This window comes from Bacillus sp. 7_6_55CFAA_CT2 (assembly GCF_000238655.1).
Taxonomy (GTDB): Bacteria; Bacillota; Bacilli; order Bacillales; family Bacillaceae_G; genus Bacillus_A; species Bacillus_A cereus.
The window spans coordinates 113536-126793 of record NZ_JH414714.1 but is presented as its reverse complement, the minus strand read 5'-3'; the positions used below and the strand labels follow the sequence as shown (position 1 = coordinate 126793).

Genomic DNA, 13258 nt, shown 5'->3' with positions numbered 1-13258 from the left:
CCGTATTCTCACGTTTTTATGTTTCATTTTATTAGTTCAATTGTTTCCGTAACCTTTATACTATCTTTTACAGATTGAACAATCGTACAATTTTTCACTGCAAGTTGCAGCGCCTTGTCCAGCTGCTCTTCTGTAACATTTTGTGCTTTAATTTTATAGTGCAAATGAACACTTTCAACTGGCTTCGATAAAGCTTCACTTCTACCAACTTCAGTTTCGATTGTAAACGTATCGTATGGAATACGTTTCTTTTCTAAAATCGTTCGAAAGACAATTGCACTACACCCTGCGATAGAAGAAACGAGTAATTGTAACGGTGAATAACCGTTTTCTTTTCCAATCGCTAATTGACCATACGATAAATCTGCTTCTATATCATCGTGTTTGATTGTTAGTTTCATTTGTTTTTTCCATCTCCACTTTCATCGGTTTCTGCCGTTTCTTACTAATATAATAATATATATAGCAGAAAATGATAAATGGAATACCACAGTATAACGCCATTCTTTGTTCAGGAATAAACGCTAAACTAATAACAACAATGCTATTTGTAATTAAAGCTAAAATTGGAACAATCGGGTATAGTGGTGTTCTATACTTTAAGTCCTCTAACTTTCCTCCGCCTTTTATATACTGACTTCTAAAGCGAAGTTGCGATAGAGCAATAATGATCCAACTTGAAACAGCCGATAAACCAGCTATCGATAATAAATACATGTATACTGTATCTTCTGCAAGGAAACTTGTGAATAGAGATAATCCAGCTACCGCAATCGTTACGACTAGCGCTGTAATTGGAATACCACGCTTATTTACTTTCTGGAAGGAAGTTGGTGCCATTCCCTCATTTGCAAGTGACCATAGTATACGCGTCGCTGCATATAATCCAGAGTTCGCTACAGATAATAACGCAGTAATAATAACGAAGTTCATAATATCAGCTGCGTATGGAATACCAATTTTATCAAATACGACTACGAATGGACTTTCAATTACACCTGCTTCTTTCCAAGAAATTAATCCTACTAAAATTGTCATTGTTAAAATGAAGAATAACATAATGCGCCATACTGTATTACGGATCGCACGTGGAATTGTTTTTTCTGGATTTTCACTTTCTCCCGCTGCAATTCCGATTAACTCTGTTCCTTGAAATGAGAAGTTAACTGTAATCATTGTAAGTAGTACGGCAGCTAGTCCATTCGGGAAAAGTCCACCATCGCTTACAAAGTTAGAGAAAAGAGGTGCTGCTTCTTTTCCGTCATATGATATAAATCCTAATAATGCACTACCACCAAGAACAACAAATGCAAGGATTGTAATTACTTTAATACTAGAAAACCAAAATTCTAATTCAGCATAACTTTTTGCCGAAATTGCGTTTGAAGCATATAAAATAACACCGAATACAAAGCACCATACCCAAACATCAACATTTGGAAACCATCTTTTCATCATTAAACCGATTGACGTTAATTCTAGCCCCACTGTTACTGCCCAGCCAAGCCAGTATAACCAGCCAATCATAAAGCCCGTTCCTGGTCCAATAAACTTCGTTGCATACTTTTGGAAAGATCCTGAAACCGGCATCGCTACCGTTAACTCTCCAAGACAAAGCATTGTTAAATACATAATAAATCCGCCTACTAAATATGAAAGGATGGCTCCCCCTGGTCCAGCCTGATTAATAGTGTAACCTGAACCTAAGAAAAAACCAGTTCCGATTACACCACCAAGTGCGATCATAAATAAATGTCTACTCTTCATCGTGCGATGTAATTTCTCATTCGTTGGTTGCTGCATCTAAATCCTCCCCCTACCAATACCCCTATATCTTGTTAAAATTTTCTGATAATAAAAATATACACGAAAGCGATTACATTTTCTATATAAAATTAAAACTTTTCTGATAAAATAATATAAAAATCGAATTATTGCAAGATTTAGATTCTATTTAGAGGAAAATAAGGAGAAACAAGGAAAAAAACTCTTACATATATTGTAAGAGTCAACGAAGTTCTAATCTTCTCGATAAAATTGATAAACTATAATTTACGATAAAGTACATACAAGCTACTAATATAAATGTTGGAATCATGTAATTCACATTTTGTCCGCTAATAATTTGAGCATTATGCATAAGCTCAGGGAGTGATATAACAACCGCTAGCGACGTATCCTTCAGCAATGAAATAAATTGACTGACAAGCGGCGGAACCATTCTCCTTAATGCTTGTGGCAAAATAATATGCCACAGCGCTTGCACATAAGTTAATCCCGAAGATCTTGCGGCTTCAACCTGCCCTTTTTCAATAGACAATAAACCACTTCTAACAATTTCAGATATCATTGCTGCCTCAAATATTGTTAAAGCAACAATTGCAGCTGTTATAATTTCTAATTTCAAGCCTGCTTCTGGAAGTGCAAAATACGTGAAAAATATAATTAACAGTAGTGGTAAGTTTCGAATCACTTCAACTATAACTCCTAATATTTGTGAGACGACAGGTATTTTCGTGTAGCGCAATATACCGATTACACTTCCAATAATAAAACTAAGTACAATTGCTATGAGCGCTACCTCTAATGTTATAAGTAATCCTTTTAATAAAAATAGAATATGATCTCCTGTAATTGCTCCCTTGAAATCCATTTACACCGCCTCCTTTGCTAAGCGTTTTTCTAAATAACGCACTAGCATACTGAGCGGAATTGTTAATATTAAATAAAACATCCCGACAAATATATAAACATCAAACGTAACAAACGTCTTCGTTGAAATTAAATCTCCTTGATACATTAAATCAGCACCAGCAATGATTCCAAGTATTGAGGAGTTTTTAACTAAATTGAGAAACTGGTTTCCTAAAGGGGGAATTACAATTTTCACAGCTTGTGGTAAGACAACATAATACATCGCCTGCACATACGTTAGCCCTGAAGAGCGAGCAGCTTCCATTTGCCCTTTCGCAACTGATAAAATACCAGCGCGAATTACTTCTGCAATAAAAGCTGCCGTATATACCGTAAGCGTAACTGTTCCTGCTACAAAACCATTTAAAGTAATTCCTATTACAGGTAAAGCAAAATAGAATATAAATGCAATTAATACGAGTGGAATATTTCTTACAAACTCCACAAAAGCTGATCCTATCCAATTTAAAATACGAATAGGTGCAATACGCATTACTGCCAAAATTACTCCTAAAATAAAACTACCTATCAATGCAATTACACTAGACATAACTGTATATTTAAATCCTTCTAAATACATATCAATGTTATTCGTTAATATAGAAAAATCAGGCACATATTCTCCCCTCTTTCTTTACAAGAAGAGGATGAGTACTCTCATCCTCTCACTTTTACTATCTACTTTTCTGGTTTTTGTCCAATCCATTTCTCATATAATTTGTCATACTCTCCGCTTGCTTTCATGTCTTTAATTAAAGTATTAATCTCTTTCGTTAAATCATCTGCCCCTTTTTGCACTGCAATTCCATACGGTTCATCTGTGAAAATTTTTCCTACTACTTCATAATTAGAATCTTGTTTTGCCATTCCGTAAAGGATCGCATTATCTGTCGTTAACACATCACCTTTACCTGCCTTTAACGCTGTAAATGCCTCACTATAATTTTCAAACTCTAATACAGTCGCTTCTGGTGACTTTTGACGAATGTTATTTGTAGATGTTGACCCTTTTACAGCTAATACTTTAACGCCTTGTTTTATATCATCGACACTCTTAATATTGCTTCCTTTTTTCACAAGTAACGATTGTCCTGCTTTAAAATATACATCTGAAAAATCCACTTCTTTTTTGCGTTCTTCCGTAATTGTCATTGTTGCAATAATTGCATCAATATCACCATTTTTCAGCATTGGAATACGTGTTTTAGACGTTACTTCTTTCAGCTCTAGCTTCTTTTCATCTCCAAGAATCTTTTTCGCAAGTGCCTTCGCGACATCAACATCGAATCCTTCTACCTGCCCTGTTGAAGGATTTTTCAATCCAAATAAATTCGTATCATTCTTTACCCCGACTACTAATTTCCCTCGTTTCTTAATTTGTTCAACAGCCCCGCCTTGCTTCGTATTTGTTTCCTTTGCCTCATCTTTCTTACTTCCGCAACCAGCAACAACAAGCACGAATAAACATGAAAATACGATTAAAGTAAATAATTTTTTCATTTTAAGCATAAAATTCCTCCTCTAATGATTTAGCACCCGACTTAAAAATAAACGAGCTCTTTGTTGTTCAGGGTTTGCAAAAAAGTGCGCCGGTGTTGTATCTTCAATAATTTGACCATCATCCATAAATAAGATCCTATCTGCTACCTCTCTAGCAAATCCCATTTCATGCGTGACAACGACCATTGTCATCCCTTCTTTAGCCAGTGCTTTCATAACATCAAGTACCTCTCCAATCATCTCTGGATCAAGAGCAGACGTAGGCTCATCGAATAGCATAATTTCCGGCTGCATTGCAAGTCCTCTAGCAATTGCCACCCGTTGCTGTTGTCCTCCTGATAATTGATGTGGATATACGTTAGCCTTCTCTGGGATTCCTACTTTCTCTAAATAAAGCATTGCTGTTTTCTCTGCTTCTTCTTTGGAAACTTTATTTACTTTAATCGGTGCTAATGTAATATTTTGAAGAACCGTTTTATGTGGATATAAATAAAAATGTTGAAAGACCATCCCAATATTTCGCCGCAATTCATTCATGTCCGTTTTTTTATTGTGTACCTCTGTATTTTGTACAATTAATTCTCCATCTGTAATTGCCTCTAATTGATTTATACATCGAAGCAATGTACTTTTTCCTGATCCTGAAGGCCCAACAACTACTACCACTTCGCCTTTTTTCACTTGCACATTAATATTTTTCAAAACTTGAAAGTTACCATAATATTTATTTACATTACGAAATTCTATCAACATACTCCCCCTTCCCCTAACAATGCATGTACATTCTTTTTATATTCAAAAATAGTCCCAAAAATAACTTTTAGCTTCAATTTGTCCATAAAAAAAAGCAAAGAGTTTCCCCTTTGCTTCTTCATTTCTATTCTGTTAAGATACTTCTTCTTTCTTATCTTTCCCGTATTCATGCTCCCAAAAATCAGCATTTTTAATTCCTAATGGCCCTGGATCGAATACTGGATCTTTTCCTTCTTTTTTCTGTTTTTCATAATCCTTTAATGCGACTAATGCAGGTTTTTGTAATAGTAAAATCGCAATGATATTTACCCATGCCATAATTCCTACCCCAATGTCGCCTAAAGCCCAAGCCGTTGCTGCTGTTTTTATACATCCATAGAATACAGCTCCTAAAAATACAAACTTTAGTACCATAGACATCCAAGGACGGTCTTTATCACGATTTAAGTACGCAATATTCGTTTCTGCAATGTAGTAATACGCCATAATTGTTGTAAACGCGAAGAATAATAACGAGATTGCAACGAAACCGTTTCCAAATCCAGGGAAAACAGATTCTACCGCCGCCTGTGTATATCCTGGTCCTGGCTGAGCACCATTTAGTTTATTAACGATAAAGTTTTTTCCGCTTGCATCAAATACGTTATACATGCCTGTAATAATCATCATAAATGCTGTTGCTGAACAAACAAATAATGTATCAATGTAAACGGAAAATGCTTGCACTAAACCTTGCTTAGCTGGATGTGATACTTCGGCTGCTGCTGCTGCGTGTGGTCCAGTCCCTTGTCCTGCTTCATTGGAATAAATACCACGTTTTACCCCCCAAGAGATTGCTAAACCGATAATACCACCGAAAGCAGCTTCTAATGCAAATGCACTTCTTATAATTAACATAAATGCTTCTGGCAATTTTTCAATATTCATAGCAACAATGACGCAAGCTACTAAAATATAGCCTATTGCCATAAAAGGTACGACAACTTGCGCTACGTTAACAATTCGCTTTACTCCACCGAAAATGATAAGAGCTAATACAACAACTAATATAGCCCCTGATGCGGTAGTATTAATACCAAAAGCCGTTTCTAAACTTACAGCAATACTATTTGCTTGTACGCCTGGTAGTAAAAGTCCTGTTGCAAGAATTGTCGCTGCAACGAATACTAAAGCATACCATTTAACTCCTAGACCTTTTTCGATGTAATAAGCAGGTCCACCACGAAACTGCCCTTGATGTTTCGTCTTATATATTTGCGCGAGTGTTGATTCTACATAAGCTGATCCTGCCCCTAAAAAGGCTACTGCCCACATCCAAAATACAGCTCCTGGTCCACCGAATGCAACCGCTGTTGCTACCCCAGCGATATTCCCTGTCCCAACACGTCCTGATAACGAAAGTGCTAACGCTTGGAATGAAGAAACACCAGCCTCTGATTTTTCTCCTTGAAATGTCAGCTTCACCATTTCTCCTACGTGCCTTACTTGTAAAAACTTCGTTCGAATAGAAAAATATAAACCTACTCCTAAACATAAATAAACAAGTGCTGGACTCCAAACAATATTATTTAACCAATTTACGAAAGTTTCCAACATTCCCCCTCCTTCTTTATAAAGAATATTCAGAATATATATAAAATTATAAGTGCATACCGAATCTAGGACAATATTATTTTAATAAAGTAAACATATTTTTGTATAAAAAAACAAAGTATATATTTGTTTTATATACTTTGTTTTGAACTAAATGTATTATATATTCACAATTGCTTCTCTTTTAATAATTCTTTCGTATAGCTCTTCTGATAATTTCAAGAAGTTATCAGGCATATCTTTCCCTTTAAACTTCTTCTGAAGCGTTCCATATAAACCTATATCACGTAAACGTAAAAATAGTGGCAACGATTCATACCAACTATCCGCCAGCCTGTGCTCATACTCATATCCTTTTCGTAACACTTGTAACTGTTTACGAGCAAAATCTGTCTTCTCTTCTGCTGTCCACGTTGTAAATAGAACAGAGTAGTATAGAACCATCGCTAAATCATGTATAAAGTAATTATAAGCCGCATCATCAAAATCAAAGATTGTTAGCTCTTTACCATCATAATGAAAATTACCTTGATGGATATCACCGTGCATAAGACCGAACGTTTCTCTTTCAACTGGAAGGGCCTTAATTTCATCCATTAGTACCGCTGCAATCTTTTTCACTTGACCATCTTCTAATTCATTAACAATTCCACTTTCGTCTTCTTCCCACGTATCACGGTAGTCTGTTTTAGGATATTCCATTGTAAGGCGATGCAGTTGCCCAATCGCTTTTCCCCATGCTTCAAAGAGAGGCTCGCCCCAATAAGGCGATTCCTCTCCTTTTACTTGCTCACCTTTTGCATATGTAAATAAAGAAGCGGAAAAGAACGTTCCATCCTCTGCTACGATTTCTTCTACGAGATTTCGAGACGTTGAATAAAGAGGTCCTGCTACCTTTGCCCCATTCTCCGCAACATATCGTAAAAAATCTAGTTCAGCCTCTACCTCTTGTTTAGAACGATGAGAAGAATGTGTTAAACGTAATACGTAATCTTCATCATTATCACCCTTCGCCTTAAAAATATAATTCTCAAAATCTCCAAGTGGCTTTTCTTCCACTGTTACATGAAACAAATTCGCTGCTCTTTTTAAAATCTCTTTCGTAAAAACACGTTCTACAGCTATTTCCATATATATCCCTCCTATATATCTTCTTAATTCGACACAAATGTTAGAAGTACTGCTATGAAATTGAATAATGCACAAAAGACAATGTAACGTAACCTTCAATCCTCTTTTTTTAAAATAATTCAAGCATAAATTTCTCACAAACGACAAAAATTAACAGAAACAATTGCACTTTAAGAGAGGTGGAAATTATGACAGAGCGAAAAGAACAACAAGAGAGTAAAAAACAAAAGCATATGTTTCCATCACTTCCGGAGAACATTAATTACATTGAAAATAAACTTTCTCATTCTGATGATATAAAAAAATTAGATCTCCCTTTTCAAAACGGAAAAGGAGCAATCTTATATATCGAATCTTTAGCAGATCCAAATCTAATTCATCAGTTAGTCCTTGAGCCATTATTAACGCGATCAGATTTATCTTTAGATAAAGCTTTTTCTACGTTAAATATGAAAAAAGAAACGAATTTAAATTATGGGATACAACTTTTATTACAAGGTAAATCCTTATATTTTCATGAACACGTCGACAGTTTTTGTATTTTCGAAACAACCTTATCTTTAAAGAGAGATATAGCAGAGCCTGATAATGAAGGAGTTGTGCGCGGTCCACATACTGGTTTTGTAGAGGATCTAGCAACTAATTTAACCTCTATTCGTAAACTCATTAAGAGTCCAAATTTAGTTGTTAAGTATTTTACACTCGGTGAAGAAATGCACACGAAAGTGGCAATTACTTATATGCAAAATATAGCGAATGACGATTTAGTTATAGAAGTGAAAAGAAGATTGGAAACCATTAAAACGGATGCACTTATGCCACCAGGATACATACAAGAATTTATAGAGGATACGTCTTTCTCCCCATTTCCACAGCAATTAAATACAGAGCGTCCAGATAGAACTGTTGCTAATTTAATGGAAGGGCGTGTTGCTATTTTATCTGATGGAGATCCAACAGCGCTCATCGTTCCTGTTACGTTATTTGCTTTCTATCAATCACCAGATGATTATAATAACCGTTGGATTGTCGGTTCTTTCGTCCGAATGATTCGCTTAGTAAGTTTTTTAATTGCCTTTCTCTTACCAGCTTTATATATTGCAACTGTTGCTTTTCATCCTGATGTGTTACCGCTCGAACTTGTGTATACGATTAAAGCTTCATTAGAGAAAGTACCGCTTCCTCCTATTTTTGAAGCTCTCTTAATGGAGTTAATTTTCGAGTTATTACGAGAAGCTGGTATTCGCTTGCCGAGCCGCGTTGGACAAACAATCGGTATTGTAGGTGGTTTAGTAATTGGGGATGCAATTGTAAAAGCTGGACTCGTTTCTTACACAATGATCATCGTTGTAGCTTTAACTGCAATCTCATCTTTTCTCGTTCCATCAAACGATATGAGTTCAGCAGTTCGGATTCTTCGTTTTCCATTAATGCTCCTTGCTGCCATATTCGGATATGTAGGAATATCATTCGGTCTCATTATAACTTTCGTTCACTTATGTCAGCTTCATTCATTTCATACACCATATCTTTCTCCTGTTGCCCCGATGCGGATTAAAGATATGAAAGATTCTTTCATAAGACTACCAATTTGGTCATTTTGGGAAAGACCACATGATCCAAAACCGAAAAAAATGCAGCGCCAACATGTAACGAGAGAGGATGAGGACGGTGACAAACACGCAAAGTAAAATTTCACTTGTTCAATTTACCTTTTTCGTTATTCAATGCCAAATTGGGGTCGGTATACTATCTCTACCTAACCGGCTTCATCCGATAGCAAAAGGTGGTGGTTGGATTTCTGCGCTCATTGCGGGGCTTGCCATTCAACTTATTATTTTACTTATGTGGCTTTTCTTAAAACGATTTCCTGATGCAGATATGTATAAAAGTGTTTGTATGCTATTTGGTAATAAGTTAGGAAAACTATTGGGCTTTTCTTATGTTTTTTATTTTACCCTTATCGGTATGACGGTTATGTTGAATGCTTGTAACGTCATTAAAGTATGGGTTTTACACGCAACTCCGTGGTCTGCAATTCTCATATTATGTACAGTAGCTTGTTGTTATGTAGCTTATAACACATTTAAAGTCATCGTACGATTTTATGTCATGGCCTCTATTCTCATTATTCCAATGGCCCTTTTAATTGCCCTAGGGCTTTCACGAGCTGATTTCTCTTATATTTTTCCTATTACAGAAGCCGGATGGTGGAATATAATTCAAGCATCCAAGGAAACAATTACAGCCATGTATGGTTTTGAAATTATTCTTATCGCTTTTCCAAAAGTAAATGGGAGTTCTATTGCAAAACTGAAGGCCATTTCTATCGCCAATGGATTTGTAACTCTTTTTTATACTTTTACCGTTTGGATTTGCTTTATCGTATTTAGTCCAAAGCAAATTGAGCTTATTCCAGAGCCAGTTGCTTACTTATTACGCTCCTTGCATATTGGAATTATAGATCGAACGGACCTAATCTTCATCCCAATTTGGATGATAACAGTTGTCGCTTCTATTGCTAGTTATTACTGCGCTGCTTCAATCGGAATTGGACATATATTCAACCTTGCTAATCATAAAAAGGCTGTTCCAATCGTTGGTATTATTGCTTTTAGTGTAGCCTTATTTATAGATACACCTGAAGAATTAAAAGTAATTTCAACTTTCACTGATAAGTTCACCTATATTTTCATCGTTGTTCTCCCTCTTTTATTTCTACTTTATTCAATAATAAGAAAGAAGAAAGGAGAACAGTATGTTCCCAAAAAGAGTTAAATTACTTTTAATATTATGTGCTAGTTCCCTCCTTTCTGGCTGTTGGGATCAAGAACCATTAAGGGAGGCAAGTTTAGCTTATAGCGTTGGAGCTGATATTACGGAAGAGAATAAACTCCAGCAAACAATCGAGCTCGTAAAAAGTTCAAGCGGAGAGCAATCTTCATTTGAGAATGAAATATATTCAGCAACCGGGCATAACATAATGGATACAGGCGATGCCCTAAAAAAAAATGTGACTGGGAATATTCGCTATTTTAAATATGGTGTTCAATTACTCGGAACCAAAATTCTAAAAAAGGGTATACTCCCCTATTTAGATGTCAGCTTTCGAGATCCAACAAACCCAACTGCTTTAGTAAAACTTATTGCAGTAGATGGTGAATCATCGGAGATACTCGAAAAAAAGAAAATAGGAAATTTACTAATTGGAGATTTTCTAAAGAAAAAAGTGAAAAGCTTAGAAGATATGAGTGTATTTCCAAAAGAAACTTTAGAAACAGCTGCTACAAAAATGTTAGATCCCGGTAAAGACTTTACCCTTCCTTCTATAAAAATAAAAGGAAAAGAAGTAGTTACAAACGGGTTAGCTTTATTTAACAATGATAAATTAACTGGGCATTTACCTTTGCAACAATCTGTTTTATTCGTATTATTAACCGGAAAAATGGGAACAAGTGCCCGTATAACCCAAAAACTGACTAGTGATGAATCTGAGAAGACATCTGATTATTTAACAATGGAAATTAGTAATCGAAAATTAAAACGCGACTTAAAAATAACAACAGATAAAAAAGGAAATGTTTATGCTCACATTAAGCTCCAATTAAAAGTTATAGCACTTGAATCTCCGAGAGATAATATGTATACAATGGACGATAGAGAAAAACTAAATAAAGAACTTTCTAAACAACTCACGAAAGAAGCGAAAAAAATAACACGAAAACTACAAAAAGCAAATTGTGATGCTTTCGGTATTGGAAGACATCTTATCGCTTATCATCCTAACTTATGGAAGAAAAAAAATTGGAATAAAGATTATGCAAAAGTAAAATTCAAACCTGAAGTAGAAGTAAGCATTTTGTATAGTGGTGTCTTAAAATAAAAAGGTTGTATGCCGCTCGGGCATACAACCTTTTTATTTCGTATATCGATACACAATTGATTCATATGGTCTTAAGTTAAGTTTTGTAATATCCTTGCTGGAATCTTTATAATTCGACAGTAGTACTTCTTGTTTCATTCCATCTAATTGAACGTGCGCCGGTACAGAGTACGTTATTTCTTCTCCATAGAAGTTATTTATAACAAGTAGTACTTCACTTTCTGTAGTACGAGTATATGCCCAAATTTTAGGATCATTTTTATCCAAAATAGCATATTCTCCTTCTGTAATTACATCATACGTTTTTCTAAGCTCTATTAACTTTTTATAATGATAAAATACGGACTCTTTATCTTCTAATGCCTTCTCTACGTTTATTTCTTTAAAATTTTCAGCCGCTGAAATCCAAGGTGTACTTGTTGTAAAACCACTGTTCATCTCTTCATTCCACTGCATCGGAGTGCGAGAGTTGTCACGAGATTTTTGCTTTAAAATCCCTATAATCTCTTCTTTTGATAGCCCTTCTTTTAGCTTTATATCGTATATATTTAACGATTCTACATCACGATATTGCTCGATGGACTCAAATTTAGGATTCGTCATACCGATTTCTTCCCCTTGATAAATATAAGGCGTTCCTTGCAGCATGTGCATGGCTGTCGCTAACATTTTTGCAGATTCGTTTCGGTACTTTCCATCATCACCAAAGCGTGACACGATGCGAGGCTGGTCATGATTACACCAAAATAATGCATTCCATCCTCCGCCCTTTTGCATTTCAATTTGCCAGTTAGACATAATCTCTTTTAATTTAATAAAATCAAACTCTGCTTTCGTCCACTTATCACCATTCGGATAATCTACTTTTAAATGATGGAAACTAAACGTCATGCTTAATTCATTACGCTCAGGATTAGAATATTTAATACAATTATCAATTGTCGTAGATGACATTTCTCCAACTGTAATGACATCTTTTCCTGCAAAAACATTTCGGTTCATCTCTTGTAAATATTCATGAACACGCGGGCCATCTGTATAATACTTGCGTCCATCACTTGTCGCAGTACTACCTTTATCGTTTAAAAAGCATTGGTCTTTTGAAATTAAATTAATGACATCTAATCGGAATCCCGTTACCCCTTTATCCAGCCAAAAGCGCATCATATCATATACTTCTTCACGCAGTTTTTCATTTTCCCAATTTAAATCAGCTTGTGTTTCATCAAATAGATGTAAATAATATTGCTCCGTCTTCTCATCATATTTCCAAGCAGATCCACCAAACTTAGACTGCCAATTATTTTTTTCATCACGCCAAATATAGTAATTACGATATGGACTATTTTTATCTTCCTTCGCTTCTTTAAACCACTTATGTTCAGTCGAACTATGATTTACAACAATATCAAGCATAATTTCAATGTTACGTACTTTCGCTTCTGCTAAAAGTTCTTCAAACTCTTCCATCGTTCCGTAAGATGGATCAATGCTGTAATAATCACTTACATCATATCCATTATCATTTTGTGGTGATTGGTATATCGGTGTTAACCAAATATAATCCACTCCGAGTTCTTTTAAATAATCTAGTTTCTCTGTAACCCCTTTTATATCACCGGTTTCTCTATTGTAATAACTATTAAAGCTCTTCGGATAAATTTGATAGACTACACTTTTATGCCAATCCTTCATGTTTAACTT

Annotated in this window: 12 protein-coding genes; 3 read left to right on the top strand and 9 right to left on the bottom strand. The window is 35.4% G+C overall.

What is annotated here, in order from left to right; genetic code table 11:
* Window positions 1–23: 23 nt before the first annotated feature.
* The 8 genes from HMPREF1014_RS26280 to HMPREF1014_RS26240 all read right to left on the bottom strand — a co-directional run bounded on the left by HMPREF1014_RS26280 (window position 24) and on the right by HMPREF1014_RS26240 (window position 7671).
* Window positions 24–401 carry an OsmC family protein gene (locus HMPREF1014_RS26280; RefSeq protein ID WP_000778836.1) on the bottom strand — a complete coding sequence of 126 codons (378 nt, stop codon included), beginning with the start codon at window positions 399–401 and terminating at the stop codon, window positions 24–26.
* A complete protein-coding gene (locus HMPREF1014_RS26275) occupies window positions 376–1803 on the bottom strand; it encodes an amino acid permease (RefSeq protein WP_001187085.1) in 1428 nt (475 codons plus the stop codon). Before HMPREF1014_RS26275 ends, HMPREF1014_RS26280 begins: the two co-directional genes overlap by 26 nt.
* 205 nt (window positions 1804–2008) lie before the next feature.
* The gene (locus HMPREF1014_RS26270) at window positions 2009–2653 is read right to left on the bottom strand and encodes an amino acid ABC transporter permease (RefSeq protein ID WP_000345955.1); all 645 of its coding nucleotides are present in this window, start codon (window positions 2651–2653) and stop codon (window positions 2009–2011) included.
* Window positions 2654–3310 (bottom strand): amino acid ABC transporter permease, encoded by a 657-nt coding sequence (locus HMPREF1014_RS26265; protein WP_001112667.1) that lies wholly within the window; start codon window positions 3308–3310, stop codon window positions 2654–2656.
* 62 nt (window positions 3311–3372) lie between these two features.
* On the bottom strand, window positions 3373–4203 hold the full coding sequence (glnH, locus tag HMPREF1014_RS26260; RefSeq protein ID WP_000916491.1) for a glutamine ABC transporter substrate-binding protein GlnH: 831 nt from the start codon (window positions 4201–4203) through the stop codon (window positions 3373–3375).
* Between the two features lie 12 nt (window positions 4204–4215).
* The gene (locus HMPREF1014_RS26255; protein ID WP_029960811.1) at window positions 4216–4947 is read right to left on the bottom strand and encodes an amino acid ABC transporter ATP-binding protein; all 732 of its coding nucleotides are present in this window, start codon (window positions 4945–4947) and stop codon (window positions 4216–4218) included.
* A 132-nt stretch (window positions 4948–5079) separates the two neighbouring features.
* Complete coding sequence (locus HMPREF1014_RS26245) at window positions 5080–6540, bottom strand: alanine/glycine:cation symporter family protein (protein ID WP_000447396.1); 1461 nt, start codon at window positions 6538–6540, stop codon at window positions 5080–5082.
* Window positions 6541–6699: 159 nt separating this feature from the next.
* Window positions 6700–7671 carry a phosphotransferase enzyme family protein gene (locus tag HMPREF1014_RS26240; RefSeq protein ID WP_000401648.1) on the bottom strand — a complete coding sequence of 324 codons (972 nt, stop codon included), beginning with the start codon at window positions 7669–7671 and terminating at the stop codon, window positions 6700–6702.
* Window positions 7672–7859: 188 nt separating this feature from the next.
* Here HMPREF1014_RS26240 and gerKA point away from each other — a divergent pair, with 188 nt between their 5' ends.
* The 3 genes from gerKA to HMPREF1014_RS26225 are packed head-to-tail and all read left to right on the top strand — an operon-like array spanning window position 7860 to window position 11554.
* Window positions 7860–9362 carry a spore germination protein GerKA gene (gene gerKA, locus HMPREF1014_RS26235; protein ID WP_000140076.1) on the top strand — a complete coding sequence of 501 codons (1503 nt, stop codon included), beginning with the start codon at window positions 7860–7862 and terminating at the stop codon, window positions 9360–9362.
* Window positions 9343–10449 (top strand): GerAB/ArcD/ProY family transporter, encoded by a 1107-nt coding sequence (locus HMPREF1014_RS26230; protein ID WP_000185796.1) that lies wholly within the window; start codon window positions 9343–9345, stop codon window positions 10447–10449. The genes gerKA and HMPREF1014_RS26230 overlap by 20 nt, the downstream gene beginning before the upstream one ends.
* Entirely contained in the window at window positions 10430–11554 is a 1125-nt protein-coding gene (locus HMPREF1014_RS26225; RefSeq protein WP_000484124.1) for a Ger(x)C family spore germination protein, read from the top strand. The genes HMPREF1014_RS26230 and HMPREF1014_RS26225 overlap by 20 nt, the downstream gene beginning before the upstream one ends.
* A 33-nt stretch (window positions 11555–11587) precedes the next feature.
* Here the strand turns inward: HMPREF1014_RS26225 and treC are convergent, their stop codons facing one another.
* A complete protein-coding gene (treC, locus tag HMPREF1014_RS26220) occupies window positions 11588–13249 on the bottom strand; it encodes an alpha,alpha-phosphotrehalase (protein WP_000656148.1) in 1662 nt (553 codons plus the stop codon).
* Window positions 13250–13258: the final 9 nt, after the last annotated feature.